At 37.9% G+C, this 21,534-nt stretch carries 40 protein-coding genes; all 40 read left to right on the top strand.

Features of this window, described 5'->3' with window-relative positions; genetic code table 11:
* Positions 1-6: 6 nt before the first annotated feature.
* The 40 genes from BMZ99_RS18595 to BMZ99_RS18420 all read left to right on the top strand — a co-directional run bounded on the left by BMZ99_RS18595 (position 7) and on the right by BMZ99_RS18420 (position 21,524).
* On the top strand, positions 7-1,032 hold the full coding sequence (locus BMZ99_RS18595; protein ID WP_090940907.1) for a DnaD domain protein: 1,026 nt from the start codon (positions 7-9) through the stop codon (positions 1,030-1,032).
* Entirely contained in the window at positions 1,013-1,375 is a 363-nt protein-coding gene (locus BMZ99_RS18590) for a hypothetical protein (protein WP_090940904.1), read from the top strand. The genes BMZ99_RS18595 and BMZ99_RS18590 overlap by 20 nt, the downstream gene beginning before the upstream one ends.
* A gap of 2 nt (positions 1,376-1,377) precedes the next feature.
* Positions 1,378-1,686 (top strand): DUF7768 domain-containing protein, encoded by a 309-nt coding sequence (locus BMZ99_RS18585; protein ID WP_090940901.1) that lies wholly within the window; start codon positions 1,378-1,380, stop codon positions 1,684-1,686.
* 9 nt (positions 1,687-1,695) lie between these two features.
* On the top strand, positions 1,696-2,088 hold the full coding sequence (locus tag BMZ99_RS18580) for a single-stranded DNA-binding protein (protein ID WP_090940898.1): 393 nt from the start codon (positions 1,696-1,698) through the stop codon (positions 2,086-2,088).
* Between the two features lie 200 nt (positions 2,089-2,288).
* A complete protein-coding gene (locus BMZ99_RS18575) occupies positions 2,289-2,702 on the top strand; it encodes a hypothetical protein (RefSeq protein WP_090940896.1) in 414 nt (137 codons plus the stop codon).
* Entirely contained in the window at positions 2,699-3,022 is a 324-nt protein-coding gene (locus tag BMZ99_RS18570; protein WP_090940894.1) for a hypothetical protein, read from the top strand. The genes BMZ99_RS18575 and BMZ99_RS18570 overlap by 4 nt, the downstream gene beginning before the upstream one ends.
* Positions 3,023-3,123: 101 nt before the next feature.
* Entirely contained in the window at positions 3,124-3,336 is a 213-nt protein-coding gene (locus BMZ99_RS18565) for a hypothetical protein (protein ID WP_090940891.1), read from the top strand.
* Positions 3,327-3,683 carry a RusA family crossover junction endodeoxyribonuclease gene (locus BMZ99_RS18560; protein ID WP_090940889.1) on the top strand — a complete coding sequence of 119 codons (357 nt, stop codon included), beginning with the start codon at positions 3,327-3,329 and terminating at the stop codon, positions 3,681-3,683. Before BMZ99_RS18565 ends, BMZ99_RS18560 begins: the two co-directional genes overlap by 10 nt.
* A 3-nt stretch (positions 3,684-3,686) precedes the next feature.
* A complete protein-coding gene (locus tag BMZ99_RS18555; protein ID WP_090940886.1) occupies positions 3,687-4,001 on the top strand; it encodes a hypothetical protein in 315 nt (104 codons plus the stop codon).
* 265 nt (positions 4,002-4,266) lie between these two features.
* Positions 4,267-4,479, top strand: a complete 213-nt coding sequence (locus BMZ99_RS18550) for a hypothetical protein (protein WP_090940883.1) — start codon at positions 4,267-4,269, stop codon at positions 4,477-4,479.
* A gap of 118 nt (positions 4,480-4,597) precedes the next feature.
* Positions 4,598-5,371, top strand: a complete 774-nt coding sequence (locus tag BMZ99_RS18545; protein ID WP_090940881.1) for a hypothetical protein — start codon at positions 4,598-4,600, stop codon at positions 5,369-5,371.
* Positions 5,368-5,913, top strand: coding sequence for a hypothetical protein (locus tag BMZ99_RS18540; RefSeq protein WP_090940878.1), 546 nt, complete (start codon positions 5,368-5,370; stop codon positions 5,911-5,913). Before BMZ99_RS18545 ends, BMZ99_RS18540 begins: the two co-directional genes overlap by 4 nt.
* Before the next feature lie 3 nt (positions 5,914-5,916).
* Entirely contained in the window at positions 5,917-6,078 is a 162-nt protein-coding gene (locus BMZ99_RS26445; protein ID WP_175490615.1) for a hypothetical protein, read from the top strand.
* Positions 6,079-6,093: 15 nt separating this feature from the next.
* Positions 6,094-6,597 (top strand): ASCH domain-containing protein, encoded by a 504-nt coding sequence (locus BMZ99_RS18535; RefSeq protein WP_090940875.1) that lies wholly within the window; start codon positions 6,094-6,096, stop codon positions 6,595-6,597.
* Positions 6,594-6,728 carry a hypothetical protein gene (locus BMZ99_RS27420; RefSeq protein ID WP_281246842.1) on the top strand — a complete coding sequence of 45 codons (135 nt, stop codon included), beginning with the start codon at positions 6,594-6,596 and terminating at the stop codon, positions 6,726-6,728. The genes BMZ99_RS18535 and BMZ99_RS27420 overlap by 4 nt, the downstream gene beginning before the upstream one ends.
* Positions 6,729-7,091 carry a hypothetical protein gene (locus BMZ99_RS18530; protein ID WP_090940873.1) on the top strand — a complete coding sequence of 121 codons (363 nt, stop codon included), beginning with the start codon at positions 6,729-6,731 and terminating at the stop codon, positions 7,089-7,091.
* A 16-nt stretch (positions 7,092-7,107) separates the two neighbouring features.
* A complete protein-coding gene (locus BMZ99_RS18525) occupies positions 7,108-7,512 on the top strand; it encodes a hypothetical protein (protein ID WP_090940870.1) in 405 nt (134 codons plus the stop codon).
* Complete coding sequence (locus tag BMZ99_RS18520) at positions 7,505-8,005, top strand: hypothetical protein (protein ID WP_090940867.1); 501 nt, start codon at positions 7,505-7,507, stop codon at positions 8,003-8,005. The genes BMZ99_RS18525 and BMZ99_RS18520 overlap by 8 nt, the downstream gene beginning before the upstream one ends.
* A gap of 1 nt (position 8,006) precedes the next feature.
* Positions 8,007-8,492, top strand: coding sequence for a hypothetical protein (locus BMZ99_RS18515; protein ID WP_090940864.1), 486 nt, complete (start codon positions 8,007-8,009; stop codon positions 8,490-8,492).
* Positions 8,489-8,899, top strand: coding sequence for a BC1872 family protein (locus BMZ99_RS18510; RefSeq protein WP_090940861.1), 411 nt, complete (start codon positions 8,489-8,491; stop codon positions 8,897-8,899). The genes BMZ99_RS18515 and BMZ99_RS18510 overlap by 4 nt, the downstream gene beginning before the upstream one ends.
* Positions 8,900-9,041: 142 nt before the next feature.
* Positions 9,042-9,827: a hypothetical protein gene (locus BMZ99_RS18505; RefSeq protein ID WP_090940858.1), complete on the top strand. Its 786-nt coding sequence runs from the start codon at positions 9,042-9,044 to the stop codon at positions 9,825-9,827.
* Between the two features lie 126 nt (positions 9,828-9,953).
* Positions 9,954-10,133, top strand: coding sequence for a hypothetical protein (locus BMZ99_RS18500; protein WP_090940855.1), 180 nt, complete (start codon positions 9,954-9,956; stop codon positions 10,131-10,133).
* Complete coding sequence (locus tag BMZ99_RS18495; RefSeq protein ID WP_090940852.1) at positions 10,120-10,380, top strand: hypothetical protein; 261 nt, start codon at positions 10,120-10,122, stop codon at positions 10,378-10,380. The genes BMZ99_RS18500 and BMZ99_RS18495 overlap by 14 nt, the downstream gene beginning before the upstream one ends.
* A complete protein-coding gene (locus BMZ99_RS18490) occupies positions 10,358-11,125 on the top strand; it encodes a ParA family protein (RefSeq protein ID WP_090940849.1) in 768 nt (255 codons plus the stop codon). The genes BMZ99_RS18495 and BMZ99_RS18490 overlap by 23 nt, the downstream gene beginning before the upstream one ends.
* Positions 11,122-11,373 carry a DUF4176 domain-containing protein gene (locus BMZ99_RS18485; RefSeq protein ID WP_090940845.1) on the top strand — a complete coding sequence of 84 codons (252 nt, stop codon included), beginning with the start codon at positions 11,122-11,124 and terminating at the stop codon, positions 11,371-11,373. The genes BMZ99_RS18490 and BMZ99_RS18485 overlap by 4 nt, the downstream gene beginning before the upstream one ends.
* 43 nt (positions 11,374-11,416) lie before the next feature.
* Positions 11,417-12,355 (top strand): ParB/RepB/Spo0J family partition protein, encoded by a 939-nt coding sequence (locus BMZ99_RS18480; protein WP_175490614.1) that lies wholly within the window; start codon positions 11,417-11,419, stop codon positions 12,353-12,355.
* Positions 12,352-12,516: a hypothetical protein gene (locus BMZ99_RS26440; RefSeq protein WP_175490613.1), complete on the top strand. Its 165-nt coding sequence runs from the start codon at positions 12,352-12,354 to the stop codon at positions 12,514-12,516. The genes BMZ99_RS18480 and BMZ99_RS26440 overlap by 4 nt, the downstream gene beginning before the upstream one ends.
* A 100-nt stretch (positions 12,517-12,616) precedes the next feature.
* Positions 12,617-13,069, top strand: a complete 453-nt coding sequence (locus BMZ99_RS18475; protein ID WP_090940839.1) for a sigma-70 family RNA polymerase sigma factor — start codon at positions 12,617-12,619, stop codon at positions 13,067-13,069.
* Positions 13,070-13,192: 123 nt separating this feature from the next.
* Positions 13,193-13,393, top strand: a complete 201-nt coding sequence (locus tag BMZ99_RS18470) for a hypothetical protein (RefSeq protein ID WP_090940836.1) — start codon at positions 13,193-13,195, stop codon at positions 13,391-13,393.
* Positions 13,394-13,459: 66 nt separating this feature from the next.
* On the top strand, positions 13,460-13,768 hold the full coding sequence (locus tag BMZ99_RS18465) for a hypothetical protein (protein ID WP_175490612.1): 309 nt from the start codon (positions 13,460-13,462) through the stop codon (positions 13,766-13,768).
* Positions 13,765-14,157, top strand: coding sequence for a hypothetical protein (locus BMZ99_RS18460; protein ID WP_090940830.1), 393 nt, complete (start codon positions 13,765-13,767; stop codon positions 14,155-14,157). Before BMZ99_RS18465 ends, BMZ99_RS18460 begins: the two co-directional genes overlap by 4 nt.
* Positions 14,158-14,248: 91 nt before the next feature.
* Positions 14,249-14,992 (top strand): DNA-methyltransferase, encoded by a 744-nt coding sequence (locus BMZ99_RS18455; protein ID WP_090940826.1) that lies wholly within the window; start codon positions 14,249-14,251, stop codon positions 14,990-14,992.
* 38 nt (positions 14,993-15,030) lie between these two features.
* Entirely contained in the window at positions 15,031-15,822 is a 792-nt protein-coding gene (locus BMZ99_RS18450) for a terminase small subunit (RefSeq protein WP_090940823.1), read from the top strand.
* A 14-nt stretch (positions 15,823-15,836) separates the two neighbouring features.
* Positions 15,837-16,556 (top strand): HNH endonuclease family protein, encoded by a 720-nt coding sequence (locus tag BMZ99_RS18445; protein ID WP_090940820.1) that lies wholly within the window; start codon positions 15,837-15,839, stop codon positions 16,554-16,556.
* Between the two features lie 179 nt (positions 16,557-16,735).
* On the top strand, positions 16,736-17,062 hold the full coding sequence (locus BMZ99_RS18440; protein WP_090940817.1) for a hypothetical protein: 327 nt from the start codon (positions 16,736-16,738) through the stop codon (positions 17,060-17,062).
* 22 nt (positions 17,063-17,084) lie between these two features.
* On the top strand, positions 17,085-17,639 hold the full coding sequence (locus tag BMZ99_RS18435; RefSeq protein ID WP_090940815.1) for a hypothetical protein: 555 nt from the start codon (positions 17,085-17,087) through the stop codon (positions 17,637-17,639).
* 31 nt (positions 17,640-17,670) lie between these two features.
* The gene (locus tag BMZ99_RS18430) at positions 17,671-19,455 is read left to right on the top strand and encodes a terminase large subunit (protein WP_090940812.1); all 1,785 of its coding nucleotides are present in this window, start codon (positions 17,671-17,673) and stop codon (positions 19,453-19,455) included.
* 26 nt (positions 19,456-19,481) lie between these two features.
* On the top strand, positions 19,482-19,631 hold the full coding sequence (locus BMZ99_RS26435) for a hypothetical protein (RefSeq protein ID WP_175490611.1): 150 nt from the start codon (positions 19,482-19,484) through the stop codon (positions 19,629-19,631).
* Positions 19,632-19,647: 16 nt separating this feature from the next.
* Positions 19,648-20,889, top strand: a complete 1,242-nt coding sequence (locus BMZ99_RS18425; RefSeq protein ID WP_090940809.1) for a phage portal protein — start codon at positions 19,648-19,650, stop codon at positions 20,887-20,889.
* Positions 20,890-20,903: 14 nt separating this feature from the next.
* Positions 20,904-21,524 (top strand): HK97 family phage prohead protease, encoded by a 621-nt coding sequence (locus BMZ99_RS18420; protein ID WP_090940806.1) that lies wholly within the window; start codon positions 20,904-20,906, stop codon positions 21,522-21,524.
* Positions 21,525-21,534 lie beyond the last annotated feature (10 nt).

The raw sequence follows: 21,534 nt of genomic DNA, 5'->3' as shown, positions 1-21,534 counted from the left end.
TCCTGGATGATGCAAACAAAAATATTATTTGATGAACAGCCCTTAGTAATAGCTCCATCATTAGCAGAATTAGTAGGGCTTAATGAAAGCATTATACTGCAGCAATTGCATTATTGGTTAAGTAAAAGCCCTAAAGAAATAGATGGTCATAAGTGGATCTATAACACCTACGATGATTGGAAAGATCAATTTCCTTTTTGGTCTATATCCACAATCAGAAGAATTATTTCTACGCTAGAGAATTCAGGGATTATTTTAACTGGCAATTACAATCAGCGAAAATTTGATAAAACAAAGTGGTATTCTCTCAATTATGAAAAACTTGAACAACTTGAAAAAAGTAGGGGTGTGAACAGTGCATCTGTTCAAAATGAACAGACGAGCTGTTCAACTTGGGCAAAGGAGCTGTCCAACTTGAACACACCAATACCAGAGACTACTACAGAGACTACTACAGAGACTACTACAGAGATAACTACTGCTGGTAACGCAGTGGTCAGTGAACAGAGAGCAGACGCAAACGAATGTAAGTTAAAAGTAAATCCTGTTAAAGAAGATGAAGGGATTGCAGAAGTAATGACCTTGTATCAAAACAACATACATCCTATTTGCGGAAGTATCGAAGCTGATAACCTAGCGGATCTCGTCGAAACTTATTCTGCTCGATGGGTGAAGGCTGCTATTGAGGAGTCAGTAAAGAATAGCGTTAGGAAACTAAGTTATATCAATGCAATTCTGCATCGTTGGCGGACAAGCGGAATTGATGAACCTTGGCTAAATAAAAAAAGCAGTTCTGAGACTGCTTCACCTGGCAATAAATCCTTTCATCCACCTGCCCAGATAGCTTGGGAGGAAGTACATATTAAGTTAATTGTTAATAAGCAAAAAGGCGTTCAATGGTCCAATAGTGTCATAGAGGATACTGTTAAGAAAGTCGGATATATGAACCTAATGAATCATGGAGCGTCATGCATGGCTAATTTTATAACTCAATATAACGAGGTGATACGTAATGGAAAGCTTGGCAAATAATCTGACAGATTATCGATCTATCGCAAGAGCAAGACTTGAACCAGAAGTAGTAAGTTTCGCTTATAAAAAGTTCCCAGATATCAGCGAAGAACTGATTCAGCAAAATATTTGTGAACTGATAACGGCTCAAGATGCAGAATGGAAATGCTCCGCTTGTTGTGTAGGACTTGGCATGTGTCCTGAATTGTTAAATACCGCTGGGTACACCTACGTTTTAGCCATGCAAGCCAATGGAAAAATCAAAATGGAATATGCTCCATGTGAGTTTAACGGCGGCAAGAAAAACGAAATAGCCGTTGTGAGGGCAGATAATTACAAGCAGCTTGAAATGTTAGGAGGGTAGCTATGGAGCAATTAAAAGTCGTATATGTGGCTCATCCTCTACGTGGCAACGTTCAGGAGAATATCAAGAGGGTAACGACAATTTGTAAAGATATTGCGGACGAAGGCAAAGTGATTCCGTTATCGCCAATACATGCATTCGGCTTTATGTCAGCAGAGGGTGATCAAACCCAAGTCATGCAATATTGCCTTAACCTGCTAAACAGGGCGAATGAATTATGGGTATTTGGTAATTGGCGATGGTCGGAAGGTTGCCGAATGGAAGTAGATTATGCGCTGCAAAATAACATCCCGATTAGGTATGTAGAGTAAGGAGATTTTATGAATAAGGTAATTATAGTCGGTTATTTAACAAGAGATCCAGAGGTTCGATACACACAGACTGGCAAGGCAGTAGCAACTTTCAGTGTAGCAGTTAATACCGGCTATGGTGAAAATAAACGAGCCGATTTTATCCCTGTAGTTGTGTGGGATAAGCTGGCAGAAGTATGCGGTAATAACCTCACCAAAGGACGCCGTGTTCTGGTGGAAGGTCGTTTACAAATTCGTGACTATGAGAAAGATGGTCAAAAGCGTAGAGCTGCTGACGTGGTAGCGCAAAATATTGAATTTCTGGATAGCAAACAGCAACCATCAGCATCAGAGAAAAAAGATCCATCTGATCCTACCCAATTTGGTACAGAAGTTTTCCCAGAGGAAGAGATCCCTTTCTAGTAGAGCCTCCAAAACGGAAGCGTAGCGCAAAGAAGGCTGAAAAGCTTGTGCGGCGGGGGCGTGGTAAATAAATACCATAAGGCGGGATAAAGTGAATATCATCCATATGCTTATTGTATTTGGAATATGTTTTATCGCGGTCACATTGGGAGAATAGTTAGCGTGGATAAAGGCATTTAAGAAGCGGAGGGGATAGAGAGATGAGTTGGAAGGTTTTCTTATTAAATAGTCCTGTAAACTATGAGGACATTAGTAAAAGTAGGACAGGAGATAATTTAAAGCCGATTGGACTTATTAACACAAAGCCTAAAATTAGTGATAACTTGCAAATCAATAACAAAATTTATCACGTTTGCATGCTGGTTTTTGAAGAGAAATATATCGGCGTACGTGAAATAAGTTTTGTTGATGAAGATGAGGTTGATGAAACAGTCGAAGAAAATTTCACTTGTCCTTATTGCCAATATATAGATCCAGATGCTTTTGAATTAGAGGACGAAGGCGAGCGTAATTGTCCTGGCTGCGGTAGTGAGATCAAATATATAAGGCGTGTATCTGTTGAATATGTTGTTGAACCAGTGAAGAGAGCAAAGATATGGAGATCGGATAAATGAAGCTCGATTTTAAAGTATACAAACTTAAAGAATCATCAAAAATGTTTAAGCAACTACTAGCCAATGATGATACAAATGAATTTATTGTAGTTGGTGAAGACGCTGAAGCTGGTTTTTTAAGGGTGCAGCAGTTTGGCAAAAAAGGAATTGTCCTCTTTGGTGGTTTGAATATCGATGAATGTGCCTACTTGGTTAAAAAAGAAGATTTAGAACTTGATTGTGATGATATGAGTCATTCCGTATTTGAAATTGACATACCAAAGAAGTATTTAACACTTGATATAGTAGACAGCATTAAGAGACTAAATGGGGCAGAGTGATGGCAAAAGACCTTATTGTAATAACGGCAATAATTGTGCTTATTGTTTATATTTTAGATGAATTTTCTAAAAGTGATACAGATGATTAGGAGGCAAAGCATATGCAATTTGATCTATTTGCTCCAGTAGAGTTAAAAGATATTCGTCGTGACTTAAAATACTGGCAAGATACTGCAGATAAGATGGCAAGGAATTATCCCAAGTATCAGTATGCAGTGGTTGAGGATATGTTTGGCAGTTATGTTTGCATGCCAATAACGGAAAAGTTTGATCGGGAGATTGTGTATCAGACTGAGGGCGGGATATGTTGCTAGTATTACCTGGTAGTCTTCCAGGTCACAACGAGTATATAAAAGCGTGTCGTGCTAGTAAGTACGCAGGGGCGGAATTAAAAAAGAATGTTGAAGAATTGATTCAATGGCAAATAAAGCGGCAGATAAGAAAGAAATTCACCTCTGTTAGGCTGGAATTCATCTGGTATGAGCCTAACCGTAAGCGGGATAAGGATAACATAGCCTTTGCTAAAAAGTTTATTCTAGATGCACTACAGGCAACAGGAGTACTATCTGGTGATGGATGGGGACAAGTAATAGGCTTTAGTGATGAATTTTTTGTAGATAAGGTTAATCCGAGAGTGGAAATATTTATTGAGGCGGTGTGATATATGGGATATAAACCTAAAGTAATTCGAGGTACCGTTAAGAATACAAATACACCTTTAGACGGTGTAACACTACATCTTTCATTATGGAGCTATGACGATCATTCCAGTTATCACCTATACGGATGGGATAACGAAGTTGATGAAAAGGTAATGCAAGCCATGTACCAAGAGGATGAACTTTGTAACGATGTTTACACAGAAGAAGAGTTTCGTGAACTATGGAAAGCTGGGAAATATGAACCAGACATGGTGTACTGCATTGATCTAGATAAAGTAGATGTAATTGAGGTAGTCCAGGAAGAGGTAAAAGAGTAGTAAGGGAGGCATGAAAATAAAAATACTGACTACTCGCTGAACGAACAGTCAGTATTCTTATAAAATACTGTAGAAAAAAGGAGTCTCCATATTACATAGTATGATATTTTTCAAAAAATGTGATTTTTATAAACAAATTTATTAAAAAAGCCCTCCAACGGAGAGCCGAAAAAAGAATTGTGGATTATGCGACTAGGAGGTCGCAAACCTAGTATGCCTCATAAGTAGGGGTTATATACATTAGAGCGTAAGGGAGGGGTGAGTAATGAGCGGAGGCAAGGCTTGCAATTGTCCAGAGTCAAAAAAGCCAATTAGTGAACGCAATTGGATTGTACCAGGGCTAAAATGCAATTACTCATATTTTGGACATCCAAAAGGTGGATGGAAACGTAGTGAGTATTCACAGGTTAAATGTAAAAGTTGTGAAGCCACTTGGCGTACCAAATCGGATTATGTTTTTAAATTAAAGAAGGTGTGAACATGCGACAGATTAGTGTAAAAACATCATGGAAATGGCTACGTAGAAACTACCGTATCCTAGCCTATATCACATATTTGGATGGTAGTAGAGAGGTAATATTGGGGAGGGCGGGATAATGAGCGAGAAAATCACAGCGGAAGATATCCGCGAATCATTACGCAAAAGGTTTACTAGACCAGAATGGGCGTTATTCTTCGAGGTAGGCAACGGCACTGCTGGAAATTTAAAACGTTGGGCTGATGCTCTAGCAATGAATATGTATCCTTCTAGGGGGCTTGCTATCGTTGGATTTGAAATCAAGGTAAGCCGCAATGACCTTAAAAAAGAATTAGAGCAGCCGAAAAAAGCGGAGGCAGTAGGATGCTTTTGTAATCAATGGTATCTAGTGGTGCCAAAGGGTTTAATCAATGGCACCGACATTATACCTGCAGCATGGGGGATATTGGAATATAACAATGGATCATTACGGCAGACAAAGAAGCCGAGTGAATTGTCTTGTCAGCCTATAACAAAGGAATTTGTAGCTGCTATTCTCAGGCGTGATGATGAGGCACATGCAAAGAACATTGCGCAACAAGTACAAAGTCTTTCTGAGCAAAGAATAACCGAATTAAGGCAGAGACATGAAGAAAATCTTAAAGCAGAAAGAGAAAGAATGAGTGAACGGCACAAACAATTATGGCAATCAATAAAAGACTTTGAAAAAATATCGGGTATCCGCATTAATAGTTATAACGGTGAAGAATTAGGCAAGGCTGTTGAAATATTACAGAAAATAGGGATAACAGGCTCTTACAGTCACTTAAAAGCGGTAAGACGAAACATGGAAATGTTTTTAACTGAGACGGAAAAGATCATACAGGATAATGAGAGGGGCGGGATAACATGAGCGATTACACAGTTAAAAAATCAGTATGTGAAAGATATGATTTAAGGTTTGGCGATTTTGGATGGGCAACATTCACAATCGATGAAAATGGCGGTCTGTTTAATTGTCAGTCTGATTATGGTGATTATTCTTATTCATGGCCGAGGCATGGCAGAAAAACATTTAAGCATTTTCTAATAGAGATTACGCGCGATTATCATTATTTGCTCAATAAGATATCTGATACAACATACTTCAATTTCGATAAGACAATATCTGAATGGAAAAAGCTAATTATTGAGTGGCGCAAGGATAACGGAATCAACAAAAAACAGGCAAGGGAAGCATTTGACGATATTGTCAATATTGATGATGGTTCAGCGGATTATGTTTATATGCAATTAACTGAAAGCGATATGATTAGAGAAATTTGCCCTGATGCATGGGAAGTATTTGATTGTGTAAAGGAGTTTCCTGCAGCTGCCATGGCGTTTGCAACGGAAGTAATGCCGATGTTTTCCGAGATACTTAAACAAGAAATAGAAGTTGAAAGGGCGGGATAAATAATGAACGGATTTGTAAGCGGTTATACCAGTAGCGCAAATTATTGTCCTAGGTGCGGGGAAATTATACGTACAACATACGGTAATGGTAAGGCAGCCTGCGAGTGTGGATTTGTATTTTACATAGTAGAAGATGATGAAAGCGATCCAAAAGACGATGAATAGGAGTGTGATCAGATCATGAAAGCAATAACCATCCTGCAGCCGTGGGCGAGTCTAATCGCCTGCGGTGCAAAGCAGATAGAGACAAGATCCTGGGCAACTCAGTATAGAGGTCTAATAGCCATTCATGCAGGACTATCACAAAAATTCTATGTATTTCAACAAGAGGAACCATTTGCAAGTGCTTTAGAACAGCATTCTAAAGTTGTGGATATTGGTGGAGCGGTTGAAATCGAATATGAGGATAGGATCGAACTGGAATATGGCAAAGTAATTGCAATAGCTAACCTGGTAGATTGCAGAGAAATTGTACATTTTTATACATTGGCTCCGACAGTGCCACAAGCCAAACGAGCCATACTTGACAATGGGTATACGGTAAGCGGTAATGAAATTGAATTTGGAGATTATACACAAGGGCGTTATGCATGGATATTAAAAGACATACAAGCAATCAAGCCAGTGCCAGCAAAGGGCATGCAAAGACTTTGGAATTGGGCGGGTGAGGTGGTAGCAAAGTGATGAATCTAGATGATGCTATTAAACACGCAGAGGAACAAGGCGAGAATGAGAGAGATTGCCACTGTGCCGCTGAACATAGGCAATTAGCAGAATGGTTAAAAGATTATAAACGGCTCTTGGAGGTGTCATAATTGCTAACTAGACATTGTGATATTTGCGGTGCAAGGTTAATGGAAGAGGATATCGGATTAAGTATTGAAATTAAAGGGTGTTATAAATGGGCAGCAAACCGCTATAAGTTATTTAAAATGGATATTGGTAATTGCTGCGTACACGCATTCAGTGATGATTATGAATTATTTACGGAAAAATTCTTAAGTAGCAAAGATGAATTAATGCTTAAAAAGGCAGAGCGAATAAGTATTGATGATGTAATTAACTGCATGTCTATTATGGCAGATGAAAATTTGCAAAAAGGAAACACATTTTTAAACAAATTCTATTATTTAAAAATATTAGAATACCTAAAGGAATACAAAAAACAATTAATTTAAAAATGGAGGCAGAGTAGTGGGTAATTGTAAACACAACTGGCAGAAGACCAACCACGGCACAATGTACCTAGAATGCACCGTTTGCCATGAAAGATGGAATACAGAGCGATTAGTAAATGCTTTACAAAATAAGGTTGAACAGCAAGAAAAACCAGCTGAGCTTGGACGGTTGGCATTAACCACAAGAGCAATGGTATGCAGTAATAATGATTTTATCAAGCGAGGCGCGAAGCAATGTGAAAATCATTGTACTAACTATCAATTTTGTCGAAAACGAGCCGAATTGTTGAAAAATCAAACGTGTCCTAATTGTGACGGTCGGGGTTATAGCGAAACACTAGGTGGTCATGCTGGTGGCGTAGATTGTTATAGATGTAAAGGTACAGGATTGCTGGTAAAGGGAGTTGACCGAGATGAGTGAGAAAATTATTGAACATATAGTTGATGAACTCATGCAGTTAGGAGAAGAGAAATTCTTCAAAACCTTACAGTTGTTACACATAGTTATTGAAAAAACTGGAGAGAAAAATTCTGAGATAGAAGACCTTCGCGCAAAATTGGAGGCGGCAGAGGCAGTATTAGAAAAGATAAATAACATTCGCAATAGCATCGTTGGAACCCAAACAATTAATTGGTCAGAGCATATTTACCCACTTGTTGCCGCTTTAAATGAGGCTGGATTAAAAGGCATGGGTTATCCCAAAGCAAGAAAATATCTTGGGACCTTAATTGAACGCACTGTGACAGCCGAGAAAGAGTACGAGAAGTTACAAGCCCATAATGCGCTGCTGGTGAAGGCATTAGAATTTATTTACAATACCGCAGCAAAAGATATTGGATTAGTGAAATTTGAGACAATAAAAATATATATTTGCGCTAGGGATGCCTTGAACAGAGCGCGGAAGGGTGAGTAAAATGAAAATCATAGTAGCTAATCAAGCTGAAAAAGACTTGATAACAAGGCTTTTCAACGCAATGCATGAGTTTGGAATCTTAGAATATATCCATAAAGAAACCACAAAAGATACTAGTCCTAGAGATGGCACTGTTAATGATGATGATTTTATTATATGGTCGAACGAAGCTGATATTCTTCGAGAAGAAATATGCTATCCCCGGATTGAAATTGATAAAAACGAAAGCGATATAAAGGTCGAAGGTGAGTTGGTTACAGGTACTTGCAGGTTTTGCGGAATAACAACTAGAGGTATAGGCGAAGATTCAGAAGGTTGCACCTATGAAGAATATGTAGACTATCAGAGTCAAGAAAGCCAGAATAATTGGCGTTGTACCGAATGTGAAAGTAGAATTTGTGAATGTTGCGGAGAAAAGTTGACCGATAACGACGATGAAACAGAGTGCGCTGATTGTTTAACCAGCAAAGCGGAGGTAAAGCCATGAAAGCTGATTATGAGCAAATAGATCAATTAGTTGCCAGAGAGCAGATATTAAAAATGGTTCCAGGGCGTGAACTAGATAAACAAGTAGCCGCAGAGGTAATGAAGTGGGAAGATACTGGATTTGGAAATTCTACGTTTTGGGACAGTAATCGAAGACTAAGAATGCTACGCGGGTTAGGTAATACAAGGAAATTTAATCCAAGCACTGATATTTCAGAGGCGTGGGAAGTTGTAGAGGCGTTAAAAAGAAAAGGTTTATATATGGCTTTTGCTATGAATCGCGATACGTATAATTTTTCTGTTTGGGATAGCAATGGTATCGAATTAATAATTGATTGGGTTAGATGCAAAACAGCACAAGAGGCAATATGTAAGGCAGCCTTACTAGCCGTATTGGGGGCAGAGTGATGAATGTTAAAAATATTAATTGCGAATTGTGCGAAAAACATACTGCTACTATGGCAATTAAAAATAAGCATAATGGTAAAGTGTTTAGAGTTTGCAAGTGTTGTGCGGATTACGTTATAGGAAAACAGAGGGAGGCAGAGTGATGGAATTAGTAAGAGGTTATGATGAAGAAATTTTTGAGGGCAATGCCATAAAAAAAGATAACGAATATGAGTTTCCTTGCCCTATATGCGGGGAAGAGGTTATAGTAGATGATTTTGGACCTGCATACCGTTGTGGCACATGCAAAAAGCCGATCAGATTCCGAGAGGAAAACATTAAAACGGGTTATTATTTATGCGACTGCTGCAGAGATACTGACAATCCAATTGATGAAGATATCTATAATTGTAAAAAATGCGGAGGGCAAATATGCAATGCTTGTGTGATTAATCTTCAAGTAGGGGAAGAAATCCCTTGTGATGGTCAGCACGATATTAATCCTAAATATTGCCCATTCTGCGGAATCGTTAGCTATACTACCTATACAGAAGTAACCAAAGAGCTATTAGACACTATCAAGGTAGGAGATTTGATCAAGGTCAACGACTGGAAGAAGCCTATGAAGGTGCGAGGCGTATCCCCAAACTACGCTGTAATGACCGAAAACAATTTTGGCAAGACATATTATTCGGTTATCGAGAAAAAACCATGGGACGGGGATAGACGCAATGCTATGCGGGGCGGTCGCTATCACTGCGGAAGAGATAACTGGATATTCGGAGCACCGCACTTTGAATATAAATTTGATGATGAAAAAGCCGTTGCCGCTTATCTCCAAACATTCGAACGGGGAGAAACTGAATTATCAGTACGTAATGCAATTCCAATCCTGGAGCTACACATTAAACATGTGAAGGGAGAATCGAAATGCAAGAAGCTAGGATAAAGGAGATACCAAAAGGATTCGATTATCGCAAAGCGGCTTTCCATCAACCTACTAAAATAATCAGTAAGTGCGTGGATGTTTTTATAAATCAACCAGGGAAGCACTCAAACAGGAGGGACAAGCATAATGTCATGTAAATGTGCAACATATGATCCAGATAGTGGGCGTTGGGATTGTTCTGTGTCAGGCAGTGGGTGCATGTATTTGCATCCTAGCTCGAAAAGGTGTGCAGAAGAATATGGCGAAGGACCAGACGCATATAGCGAAGCAGAGTCACTGGAGGAAAATGACCATGGCAATGACTAGAGAAGAAATAGCGGAGCTACGTGGGCGGGATAAAAAAGAAGCTAGGCATGCAAGGCTAGGTAATGCAGTAGAAAAAAGGTTTGAAGAATTAAGAGAATATATCCCATGTAAGGGAGTCTATCAATCTAACCCATGCAGAAAAGTAGAAAATGATAAAAGTGGATGCGTACTGAAATATTACTGCGAGTTTAAGTTACTTGAAAAATCACAAGGAGTTGCTTTCCATGGAAATAACAGTATTCAGTAATTTAAAAGGCGGGATAGCCAAGACTACAACATCTGTCAATAAGGCACACATATTAGCTACAGTTCATAATAAACGCGTATTGCTTATAGACGATGATAAGCAAGGCAATGCATCTAAATTTTATAGATTACATGGTTATGATCACCCAAGTATAGCTGATGTGCTTATTGAAAAGAATTATGATATTCATAACGCTATTCAACACACACGATATGCGAATTTAGACATGATTGCTGCAAATATGAATTTGCTAACTGCTAACCTTAAGATAAGTATGGATGAATCAAGGGAACAGCAGACCATATTGAAAAAAGCCTTAGAACAAGTTGAGTCAGAATATGATTATTGCATAATAGATAATGCTCCCGATATAAATATCAGCATAATTAATAGCCTGGTAGCTGCTCATTCGGTTATAGTGCCAATCAAAATAGATCAGTATAGTTTTGATGGACTAGAGATACTCGTTGACCAATTTGAAGAAGTTAGAAAATTTAATCCAGATCTTAACTTTAGAGGTTGTCTCGTGACTCAATATGTCAATAATGAAGTAAATCGCCAAGGAAAAGCGTATTTAACTGACCAAACACAATACCCCATATTTGCAACACATATTCGTAGAACAGCAGATAAGGTAGATGAAAGTACATTTGCAGGTTTGCCAATTGTTGAGTATTCCCCAAGATGTGGAGCGGCAAAAGATTATCTGTCTTTCGTGGAAGAGTATCTAGGGGATAAGCAATGAAAGAAGTTTTAATCAATATAGGCTCTATTGTTGAGGTAGAGCATCATGGAGAAGTTGGGAACTATCTTATCACTGGAAAAAGAGTCATTCATTTTAAAACAATGAAAGCATGGGATTATTATTCTGTACCATACCCAGAGGGCGGGAAAAGGGATAAAGAAGGGAAAGATGATAACGGCTTTTACTTCAATCATCCTGATATAGATAAGATAATTCATGTTTGCAAAGTAAAGATAAACGACCAATAGAAAAATGTGTCCAATTCGGACACATTTACAGAGGGGTGGAGAAGTGGCGAAGAAAGGTTTCAGCCTAACAGATTTATTAAATTCAAATTCAAAATCTAATAAGGAATTAAACACAGATGCTACAGGGGTGGGTAATGCTTTTAAAGTGGTATGGCTTAGTGTGTATGACTTGAAACCATCGGAAGATAACTTTTACTCAGTGGAAGATGTTGCAGACCTAAAGGACTCAATAGAATTGTTTGGGGTACAGCAGAACCTAATAGTTAAGCCTATAAAGGACAGTAATAAGCATAAAGTCGTTGCAGGGCATCGTCGCAGAATGGCAAGCATAATGCTAGTGGAGGAAGGCAAAAAGAAATTTGAGTTAGTCCCTTGCTTGGTAACCAGCAGTAACGACATAGAAGAAAAAATGCTTCTTATCAGTACTAACTATACCACGCGGGAATTAAGTGATTGGGAAAAGGTCGAGCAGCTATCACGGCTGAAAGAATTATTTGCGGAATATAAGAAAGAGCATGATCTGCCAGGGCGGGTAAGAGAACTATTAGCAGGAGCGTTAAATATATCTACTACCCAAGTAGGGCGAATGGATGCTATAAACAATAACCTAGCTCCTGAATTTAAAGAAGAACTTAAGAAAGATAATATAAACATTTCTACTGCCGCTGAATTATCAAAAATGCCGCAAGAAAAACAGAAAGAAGCCTATGAGCAGCATAAAGTCAAAGGAGAAACAAGTTTAAAAGATGTAAAAGAAAAATCTGCCAAGAAAAGTGCATCGAAAAAACAGGCAAAGGCAACAATAACTGAACAAGAGCGTAAGAATGCTGAAAATGCAGGTAATTATATCAGAGGTATTTTAAAGCATTTGATAGCAAGGACTCCTACCATGCAAGCGGAGATTAAACAATGTTTTATAAAACTATCAGTAATAGAACAGTATTTGCCAGAGGTTAGTAATGATAAAGAAGGTGCATTATGAGTATAGAATATGATCTTGAAGATGCAGTGGATTTGCTTGAAGCATTCAATCGGGCGGGTATCAGTTATCGAATATGCCACGATGGAAAGTTCTCCTTTCATAGTGATAATGACCGAGAACGTGCCAAAAAGGTTATTGAAGAATTAAAGAAGAAAGCATAATAATATAAGATTAAAAAGGGAGGCTAAGACCTCCCTACAGGTGTTTAATGAACGCATTATCTGGAATGTAGTAATTGAATAATAATGTGGGGGTAATTATATGAATTGTATTAGGGAGGCAGAAAATTATTTACGATATTACAGGGAATTGTATCAAAGCATAAAACATGCTAATTATATGATTGCAAAGTTGTCATGGCAGACTGCTCCAAAAGAAATATCTGCTGTGTCTATGGATGTGACGGGTATACGAGCAGGTAAGCCATGCAACACGCTTAATCAAATGTATGAATTGCAAATGTGGAAGAAAATGAAAGATGCTACGATAGAAGAAATTGATAAAGTAGAATCTGTATTAAGTATCATTAGTCAAAATGAAGGCTGTGAGCGATATAGAGATATATTATTCATGTATTATGTGGAGAAAAAGAGTATGACATATATTGCAGAGGAAGTGCAATATACCGAAAGACATTTATGGAGGCTTAAAAAAGAGATTATAAAGAAGTTTGCTGTGGCGTTGTTTGGTGTAACGGCTTTACAGGCTGTATAAATGTCAGTATTATGTCATGGAAATTTGACTTAGGTCGTGGTAAATTGATAGTAAGTAAAAGAAGATCGAAGTAAGCCGTCCTATACAGGGACGGCTTTTGTCATATGAAAAGAGAGGTGACACATGAAAGGCTTAGAGTGTGATGATGCTCAGTGTATATATTCTAATCAAGCAGAAATTAAAGATAGGGAATGTACTGCAACTAAAGCAAGGATCATAGGCGGTAAGTGTGTCACCAAGTGCCATAAAGAAGAATTGAATGGTCTTATGACAAAGTATAAAGGTGGGCGTTGTGATCAACGAATAAAGGGCATGTTGAAATAACGCCTTAGAGGTAGGATGGTGATGTAGATGTTGGAAAAAAGGAAAAGAGTTGTAGACCCTAAAGGGATGAAGAAAGTAAAAGCCATTGATTACTGCGAAAGATGCGGCAGGATGAATGGCTTTTATTGTTTAGAAGTAGCTCATGTAAAAGGTAAAGGATGCAAGGGACCAGATATAAAAGAAAACTGCTTGAAATTATGTGGACCCGCATCTATGGGTATGGGGTGCCATGGTGCCGATCATAGGGGTGAAATTACTGACGATGAACTATTTAGTATTATTGCTAAGCGAGAGAATAAACCATTAGAAGTTATTCAAGAGATAGTTCATAAAGCATGGAGATTTAGAGAGTATCAAGCGGGTGAAGAAATATGACGTATGATCCTAATACATTACCTGAATATATATCAGAGGAATTAGAAGCACCTCAGTTGCATCAACTAGGGTGCAAGTTATCCAATGAGGTTGCACGTTTAACTAAAATAGTAGGTGGATATGAAATAGGCTTCAAGTCTGCAGAAAGAAATTATAAAAGGTCATTAGCTAAAGCTATGGTAATGCATAAGGATTATAAAGTAGCAACAATAGTCAAAGCCATGGCGGATAATGAACCATATATAATTGATCAAGCAGCTTTATTAGAGAAGGCAGAAGTTTTGTTGATCATGGGTAAAGCAGAATTAGAGGGACGTGATAAACAGTATCAAGCAGTCAAGAAGTTAATTGATTTAAAGGTTCAGGAATTAAGGACATTTAGAGGTTAATAAAAAAGCACCGTGTAAATATCGCCTCACAGTGAATGTAAATAAATGTAGCATAACTTTAGCTACTATAAGAAATAGTGAGGTGATTAAAATGTTAGATTTAAATGTAATACATCAAGGTGATTGCTTAGAGCTTATGAAAGAAATTAATGATAAGTCAATTGATTTAATTCTTTGCGATCCACCGTATGGAACAACAGATTGTAAATGGGATACGGTAATTCCTTTTGAATTATTATGGGAGCAATATAACAGAATAATCAAAGACAAGGGTGCAATTCTATTATTTTCTCAGCAACCATTTACAACGGATTTGATTAATAGCAATAGGAAGTTCTTCCGTTATGAACTTATATGGGAGAAGAATAGAGCAGTAGGTTTTTTAAATGCTAAGAAAATGCCTTTACGGTGTCATGAGGTTGTACTGGTATTCTATAAAAAACTACCAACATATAATCCTCAGATGAGCGAAGGGAAGCCATATAAACGTAAGGTAGATTCAGGAACGAGGAAAGCTACTGTTTATAGACAATTCAAGTCAATATCAAGGGATAATACTGGTACCAGGTACCCGCGAGATGTCATTAGGATCAATGGTGGAGATGGTGGGAGTTATCATCCAACACAGAAATCAGTATTCCTTCTTGAATATTTGATCAAAACCTACACTAATAAGTTTGATACGGTATTAGATAATTGTTCAGGAAGTGGCAGTACGGGGGTTGCTTGTGTAAATACAGATCGTAAATTTATTTGTATTGAAAAGGGTGCAGCATTTGTTGAGATGTCTCGACAAAGAGTTGAGGGTGCAAGAAGGAAATGTACGGGCGGGTAGGATGGTGGAGGTTTTAGGGAGGTGGTGAGGATGAGATAATGGCAGATATGCATGTAGATGCTGAACGAGATTATGTACTTGGCATGAAATACCAAGAGATTGCTGATAAATATGGGGTATCTGTTAATACGGTTAAGTCCTGGAAGCGAAGACATAATTGGAAAAGAGTCAAAGCAAACAGTGCACCTAGAAAAGAAAAAAAGGTGCAAATGAAAAAAGGGTGCAAACAGGTGCATATTGCACCTGTTATTCTTTTACAAGATGATAATGTATTAACGGACAAACAAAAACTTTTCTGCCAATTTTTTGCTAATAATAGAAATGCAACCCAAGCGGCTATTAGGGCAGGGTATTCAAAAAATACAGCGACAGAAATTGGATACGAAAACCTCACCAAACCTCATATTAGAGCAGAGGTTGATCGAATTAAGAAACTTATATCACAAGCTGTCATGCTTTCGCCCGATGATATTGTTGAGCGTTATATGCGGATTGCTTTTTCTGATATGACTGATGTTGCAGAATGGGGAACGGAAGAGATACCTGATATTGATAAGGCTGGTAATATCCAAATAGATCAAAATGGTAATGTGAAAATGGTTAAAAGAATTTATTTTAATATAAAAGATCATGATCAAGTGGATGGTGGATTAATCAGCGAAATCAAAATGGGTAGCCAAGGTTTAAGTGTTAAGTTAGAGAATAGGCAGAAAGCCTTAGACTGGCTATCTAATTTCTTTAATATGAACCCGATGAATCAGCATAAGGTGCGGTATGATAATGCTGTTCTTGCCTTACGTGAGAAAGAATTTAATCTAAAGAATTTTTAAATGGTGGTGGGATTGTGGCTCGTGCGGCGGTTATTCAAAGTTTTTATGCTTCATCGATATATCAGAAATTTAGATCAAATATTATATTGGAACGTTGTGTTCCTGTTGACGTTGATGGAGTTCTTGTTAGTGGGTTAATATGTGAAAGATGCAATAAATTGCTTGCAAGTAAAGGGGATGTAACTTTACATCATACTTGTGAACTGACAGTTCACAATGTATCTGACGCTATGATCTCTCTTAACCCTGATAAAGTTGAATTGATTTGTAGAGATTGCCATGACATAGAACACGAGAGGTTTGGGCGCAGTAAAGGTAAACAGGTATTTATTGTTTATGGACCACCTTGTTCGGGTAAGGGAGATTATGTATATCAGAACAAAAAAAGAAATGATTTAATTGTTTGTCTTGATAGTTTGTTCGAAGCTATCACAGGGCTGCCGAGATATGATAAGCCTGATAATATGCTGTCCAATGTTCGTGGTGTATATAATTTACTAATCGATCAAGTTAAGACAAGGTATGGCAGATGGCAAACAGCTTGGATTGTTGGGGGTTTTGCTGATAAATATAAGCGTGAGAAACTTGCCGATGATCTTGGTGCTGAGTTGGTTTATTGTGAGTGCAATGAAGATGATGCAAGGTCTAGAATATTGAATGATGATCGGAGGCGCAACATGGAGATTGAATATAATAAATATATTGATGATTGGTTTAACAAATATAGGGAGTAGTGGGTGTAGGCATATCCCCCCGGTCAAACGAAATTTTCGCGGAAAATATAAACCGAGGATGACTCCCAATTTTCATACACACTATATTTTTTGAAAATGTCTGGATGGTTTTAGAAATAGTTTACACTTTCCAGATGTTTTGAGAAAACTATAAATATTACCAGAAAGTAGATGGTCAAATGAGCAAACAAAAACAATATCAATTGGAACTTGATAAATGGAATGAGCTATTTTCTTTAACGACTCCTGAAACACAAAAGGCTGCATCTGGCTTAATTGCAAAAGCAGCCTATGTGCATTCGTTATGTTGGGAACTTGAACAAGCAATTATTGTTTCAGGTGCTATAAAAATTCATCCTGAGAATCCTACGATGCAAAGGGCAATCCCTGCACTGAAGGAGTATTCCCGAATGACTGACAACTACGCTAATATCGTTAATAAGCTAAATGGATTAAGAGTTGGCAATGTTATCGAGGAAGACGATGAACTTGGAGAATACGAATAGGTACAGGAAAGGGGGATACTACATGACATGTGTTGCAGCGGTTGTTTATGACAATGTGGTATATATGGGAGCTGACAGTGCAGGGGTAGCAGGGACAGATCTTACAGTAAGAGCCGATCAAAAGGTATTTACTAATGGCGAATTTTTAATTGGTTTTACTTCGTCGTTTCGAATGGGGCAACTACTAAGATATGCTTTTACACCACCTAAATATTATGCAGATGAAAAAGACTTATATGCATATATGGTAACTGATTTTATTAACGCCGTCAGAACTTGTCTGAAAAATGGTGGTTATGCACAGATAGACAAGGGAGAAGAGATTGGCGGCATTTTCTTGGTAGGCGTTCGCGGTAGGTTGTTTCAAGTTGAATCTGATTATCAAGTTGGTGAGTCTGCGTATCCATATAGCGCAGTCGGATGTGGTGAAGCCTACGCGCTAGGGGCATTGTCTGTTACTCATACCATTGATCCTGAAAAAAGGATTCAATTGGCGTTGAGTACGGCAGAGAATTTTAGTGCGGGGGTGCGGGGACCGTTTGTTGTACTTAACACATCAATGGTAAACCATGTATAAAGAAGCAAGTGAGTGAAAGTGTGGTGATTGCATGGTTGCTGATTTGCTATTAAAATACCCGCAATCTCATCTGATTAATTATATTTATAAATGCCAAACGGAAGAGATAATAATTGGTCACGAAATAACACAGCAACATGATTTATTGTTGGAACATTTTAGTGATCCAGATATTAGAGTTGACTTCACTGAAGCAAATAAGCGAATTAAGTTTATTGAAGAGAAATGTAAACATTCTGAGGCTCCCTTTGCAGGGAAGCCTTTTTTGTTAGGACTTTTTCAAAAAGCATTTATTGAGTCAATCTATATTTTTTATATTTACGATCAGGAGATATATGATCGGCATACCGATGATGAGCGCAGTAAAAGCAAGGAATTAAGTTGTGATTATGGATGGGTGAGGAAACACCAAGACGTACTGCTTTTGGTAGCTAGAAAAAACGGGAAAACTCCCCTAATTGCGGCGTTGTGTTTAGCTGAATTTTTCTGTGGTGAAAAAGGCACTAAAGCGTTATGTAGTAGTAATGATTATGCACAAGCTGATCTTGCATTTCAGGCAATTAATGCAATGCGTGAAGAAAGTCCGGCCCTTGAAAAGGTAACTAGAAAAAACATTAAAGGTATTTTCTTTGGTAATCCTAAAAATCCAAAACGGAAAGGGAAGTTTAGCTATGCGAATAAAGGAAATATATTAAAAATTTCTGCCAAGACTGGAGCTAAAGAAGGTAAAAATATTCGTGTTGGGATGGCTGATGAGATCCATGAGATGAAAGACAAAACCCCTATAATGCCCATCAGACAAGCATTGTCAACACAAGATAATCCAGTTTATTTTGAATTGACGACGGAAGGATTTGTGAATGATGGCTATCTTGATGAGCGATTAAAAGAAGCGAGGCAAGTATTAAACAGAGAACTAGAAAGACCACGTTGGCTAATATGGCTTTTTACACAAGATAGTGAGGCTGAAGTTTGGCAAAATGAAGCCTCATGGGTAAAATCAAATCCTGGCTTGGGTTTTATAAAAAAACGCAGTTTTCTACGTTCGATGATTGAAGAGTCAAAAACAAGTAATTCTACTCGTGCTTTTGTAATGTCAAAGGATTTTAATTTCAAACAAAACAATGCATCCGCTTGGCTAATGTCCGATGATATTAATAATACTGAAACCTTCAATATTGAAGATTTTAGAGGATGTTTTGCAATTGGTTCCGTTGACCTTTCAAAATCTGGTGATTTAGCAAGTGCGAGAGTCACTATTATGAAAAAAGGCAGTCGTAAAAAATATACGTTGCAGAAATATTTCATACCAGAATCGAAAATTGCAGATCTAAACAAGGATGATAAAGAAAAATTTCTGGATTGGATCAGAAAAGATTTGGTTACAATTTCACCTGGAAACGAAAATGATTTTAGTCTTATTACGGCATGGTTTGTTGGTTTATATAAAGATTATGGGCTTCGAATATATAAAGTTGGATATGACAAATGGTCTGCTGTCTATTGGGTTAAAGAAATGGAAGACATGGGATTTGAATGTATTCGAGTAGATCAGAGTTTTGGTAGTATGTCAGAACCAATGAAGCTGGTAGAAGCTGATTTAAAAGGGAAGCTGCTGAATTATGGAGACAATCCAATTGATAGATATTGTCTGGAAAATACAGCTTTAAACATAAATTCTAAAGCGGAAATTATGCCAGTTAAAATTCAATCAAAAGAAAATAAGAAGATTGATGGTTCTGTTACCATGATTATTGGCTATCGAATTTATATTGATAATCGGTCGGAATTTATCAGACTGGTTGAAGGGAGTTGAGTCATATAAAAAAAATACTTACTCGCATGTTACCAATTATTGAAGACCTATTACTGCTTATAGGTCTTAGTTTTATTTCAGGCGGTGTGTTTTTGATCTATTATCCGGCGGGATATATTGTAATTGGTTTGGGATTGATTAGCTTTGCAGTACTGTTGGCTCGGAGAAATACGTGATATCGGTGGTGATGAAATGCTGTTAGATAGTCTCTTTGGCAAAAAGAATAATAGCCAAATGTCATACGCGAAAATGCTTGATGGGTCATGGCCGATATTTTCACAATTTGGTAAAGACATTTATATGTCAGATGTAGTTCAGAATTGTATCGCCTGCATAGCCGATGAAATTGCAAAGTTGCAGCCCAGGCATATACGTACCGATCCGTCAGGGATGCAGTCGACTCCTAATAGCAGTATTAACAGATTGTTAAAGTTTGCTCCCAACAAGATCATGTCAACGTCGGATATGCTACAAAAAATAATATGGACACTATATAAAAACTACAATGCGTTTATCTATCCTGCATACAATTTAGTGCCTAATAACCGTGGTGGATATAGCAAGGAATACACAGGGATTTATCCTCTTGATCCAATTAACGTAACCTTTCTACAGGATGAGGCAGATCAATTATTTATAAAGATGGATTTTGCTGGGGGAAGCAATTTTACTTTACTGTACGATGATGTGATTCACTTACGTAAAAAATTTGGTGAAAACAGCATCATGGGTGGCAGTAGTAACGGCAGGCCGGATAATGCAGCCTTATTGAAAACGCTGTCTACAAATGATCAAATTACTGCAGGACTAGGTAAGGCTATTCAATCAAGTATGTCAATTCGAGGCGTATTGAAAATCAATACGATGCTTGACGATGAAAAACAGGCTGCGGAAAGAAAACGCTTTGAATCTGCTATCAATGACAGCAAAAGCGGTCTTCTGGTGCAAGATTTGAAGGGTGAATATACTCCATTGAATACCGACCCAAAGGTAATAGATGCCGACACAATGGCTTTTATCCAGTCTAAAATTTTAAATTGGTATGGGGTATCTTTACCAATACTGAATGCTGATTTTACGGATGTACAGTATGAGGCATTTCAGGAGAAGACACTTAATCCTGTTGTTGTTGGATTAAATCAAGGTTTTTCCAGGTGTATATTTACGGATAATGAACTTGCCCATGGCAATGAAATACAATTTTTTCAGCAGGATTTAATATTCTTGAGTGTGCAATCTAAGTTGAACTTAATAAAAACTGCTGGTGAAATGGGTATTCTTACGGATAATCAAAAGCTTGCTATTCTTGGCATGCCTCCTATCGAAGGGGGCGAACGCAGAACGATGAGCTTGAATTATGTTGATGTTACGATGGCGAATGAATACCAAATGAAGCGTGCGGGAGCTGCTAAAATTGATACAAATATTACATAAAGGGGTGAACTGATTTGATAACAAAAGATAGACAATATCGAAGTTTTGACTTTGAATTGCGAGAAAAAACCGAAGACGGAAAAATGATTATCGTCGGTAATCCGATTGTATTTAATCGTGAAACTGTTATTTGGGAATATGATGGTGTGCAGTATAAAGAGGTTATTGATGCAAAGGCATTAGATAGTGCCGACATGTCAGATGTCGTGCTAAATATCGATCATAAAGGTAAGCCTGCAGCAAAGACAAAGAATCGCACATTAATTCTTGATAAACGCATTGATGGATTATATATCGAAGCGGATTTAAGCCAGAATGCGACTGGCAGAGAATTATATGAGGACATAGATAACGAGTTTTATGATAAAATGTCATTCGCCTTTTCCGTATTAGAGGACAGTTACAATCAAGAGACTCATACACGTACGATACTAAAAATTAAGAGGTTGTATGATGTAAGTGCCGTAACGTTTCCGGCATATTCGGAAACATCAATTTCAGCTCGATCCTGGGCGGAGGCTCAGCATGATATAGAGGTAGCGGAGGCTGCGGCAACGGAGGTTGCCAACAGGGAAGCGGAGGCATCCCAAGTAGAAGTAATGAGATTAAGAACACAAATATTATTAAAGGGATAAGGTGATTGAT

The organism is Pelosinus propionicus DSM 13327, assembly GCF_900114615.1.
Taxonomy (GTDB): Bacteria; Bacillota; Negativicutes; order DSM-13327; family DSM-13327; genus Pelosinus; species Pelosinus propionicus.
This window is presented reverse-complemented; position numbering and strand designations above follow the sequence as displayed.

Bases quoted from the DNA above. Each gene is read 5' to 3' on its own strand.
- BMZ99_RS18595 (WP_090940907.1), top strand. From the start codon at position 7: ATGATGCAAACAAAAATATTATTTGATGAACAGCCCTTAGTAATAGCT.
- BMZ99_RS18590 (WP_090940904.1), top strand. From the start codon at position 1,013: ATGGAAAGCTTGGCAAATAATCTGACAGATTATCGATCTATCGCAAGA.
- BMZ99_RS18585 (WP_090940901.1), top strand. From the start codon at position 1,378: ATGGAGCAATTAAAAGTCGTATATGTGGCTCATCCTCTACGTGGCAAC.
- BMZ99_RS18580 (WP_090940898.1), top strand. From the start codon at position 1,696: ATGAATAAGGTAATTATAGTCGGTTATTTAACAAGAGATCCAGAGGTT.
- BMZ99_RS18575 (WP_090940896.1), top strand. From the start codon at position 2,289: ATGAGTTGGAAGGTTTTCTTATTAAATAGTCCTGTAAACTATGAGGAC.
- BMZ99_RS18570 (WP_090940894.1), top strand. From the start codon at position 2,699: ATGAAGCTCGATTTTAAAGTATACAAACTTAAAGAATCATCAAAAATG.
- BMZ99_RS18565 (WP_090940891.1), top strand. From the start codon at position 3,124: ATGCAATTTGATCTATTTGCTCCAGTAGAGTTAAAAGATATTCGTCGT.
- BMZ99_RS18560 (WP_090940889.1), top strand. From the start codon at position 3,327: ATGTTGCTAGTATTACCTGGTAGTCTTCCAGGTCACAACGAGTATATA.
- BMZ99_RS18555 (WP_090940886.1), top strand. From the start codon at position 3,687: ATGGGATATAAACCTAAAGTAATTCGAGGTACCGTTAAGAATACAAAT.
- BMZ99_RS18550 (WP_090940883.1), top strand. From the start codon at position 4,267: ATGAGCGGAGGCAAGGCTTGCAATTGTCCAGAGTCAAAAAAGCCAATT.
- BMZ99_RS18545 (WP_090940881.1), top strand. From the start codon at position 4,598: ATGAGCGAGAAAATCACAGCGGAAGATATCCGCGAATCATTACGCAAA.
- BMZ99_RS18540 (WP_090940878.1), top strand. From the start codon at position 5,368: ATGAGCGATTACACAGTTAAAAAATCAGTATGTGAAAGATATGATTTA.
- BMZ99_RS26445 (WP_175490615.1), top strand. From the start codon at position 5,917: ATGAACGGATTTGTAAGCGGTTATACCAGTAGCGCAAATTATTGTCCT.
- BMZ99_RS18535 (WP_090940875.1), top strand. From the start codon at position 6,094: ATGAAAGCAATAACCATCCTGCAGCCGTGGGCGAGTCTAATCGCCTGC.
- BMZ99_RS18520 (WP_090940867.1), top strand. From the start codon at position 7,505: ATGAGTGAGAAAATTATTGAACATATAGTTGATGAACTCATGCAGTTA.
- BMZ99_RS18515 (WP_090940864.1), top strand. From the start codon at position 8,007: ATGAAAATCATAGTAGCTAATCAAGCTGAAAAAGACTTGATAACAAGG.
- BMZ99_RS18510 (WP_090940861.1), top strand. From the start codon at position 8,489: ATGAAAGCTGATTATGAGCAAATAGATCAATTAGTTGCCAGAGAGCAG.
- BMZ99_RS18505 (WP_090940858.1), top strand. From the start codon at position 9,042: ATGGAATTAGTAAGAGGTTATGATGAAGAAATTTTTGAGGGCAATGCC.
- BMZ99_RS18500 (WP_090940855.1), top strand. From the start codon at position 9,954: ATGTCATGTAAATGTGCAACATATGATCCAGATAGTGGGCGTTGGGAT.
- BMZ99_RS18495 (WP_090940852.1), top strand. From the start codon at position 10,120: ATGGCAATGACTAGAGAAGAAATAGCGGAGCTACGTGGGCGGGATAAA.
- BMZ99_RS18490 (WP_090940849.1), top strand. From the start codon at position 10,358: ATGGAAATAACAGTATTCAGTAATTTAAAAGGCGGGATAGCCAAGACT.
- BMZ99_RS18485 (WP_090940845.1), top strand. From the start codon at position 11,122: ATGAAAGAAGTTTTAATCAATATAGGCTCTATTGTTGAGGTAGAGCAT.
- BMZ99_RS26440 (WP_175490613.1), top strand. From the start codon at position 12,352: ATGAGTATAGAATATGATCTTGAAGATGCAGTGGATTTGCTTGAAGCA.
- BMZ99_RS18475 (WP_090940839.1), top strand. From the start codon at position 12,617: ATGAATTGTATTAGGGAGGCAGAAAATTATTTACGATATTACAGGGAA.
- BMZ99_RS18470 (WP_090940836.1), top strand. From the start codon at position 13,193: ATGAAAGGCTTAGAGTGTGATGATGCTCAGTGTATATATTCTAATCAA.
- BMZ99_RS18465 (WP_175490612.1), top strand. From the start codon at position 13,460: ATGAAGAAAGTAAAAGCCATTGATTACTGCGAAAGATGCGGCAGGATG.
- BMZ99_RS18460 (WP_090940830.1), top strand. From the start codon at position 13,765: ATGACGTATGATCCTAATACATTACCTGAATATATATCAGAGGAATTA.
- BMZ99_RS18455 (WP_090940826.1), top strand. From the start codon at position 14,249: ATGTTAGATTTAAATGTAATACATCAAGGTGATTGCTTAGAGCTTATG.
- BMZ99_RS18450 (WP_090940823.1), top strand. From the start codon at position 15,031: ATGGCAGATATGCATGTAGATGCTGAACGAGATTATGTACTTGGCATG.
- BMZ99_RS18440 (WP_090940817.1), top strand. From the start codon at position 16,736: ATGAGCAAACAAAAACAATATCAATTGGAACTTGATAAATGGAATGAG.
- BMZ99_RS18435 (WP_090940815.1), top strand. From the start codon at position 17,085: ATGACATGTGTTGCAGCGGTTGTTTATGACAATGTGGTATATATGGGA.
- BMZ99_RS18430 (WP_090940812.1), top strand. From the start codon at position 17,671: ATGGTTGCTGATTTGCTATTAAAATACCCGCAATCTCATCTGATTAAT.
- BMZ99_RS26435 (WP_175490611.1), top strand. From the start codon at position 19,482: ATGTTACCAATTATTGAAGACCTATTACTGCTTATAGGTCTTAGTTTT.
- BMZ99_RS18425 (WP_090940809.1), top strand. From the start codon at position 19,648: ATGCTGTTAGATAGTCTCTTTGGCAAAAAGAATAATAGCCAAATGTCA.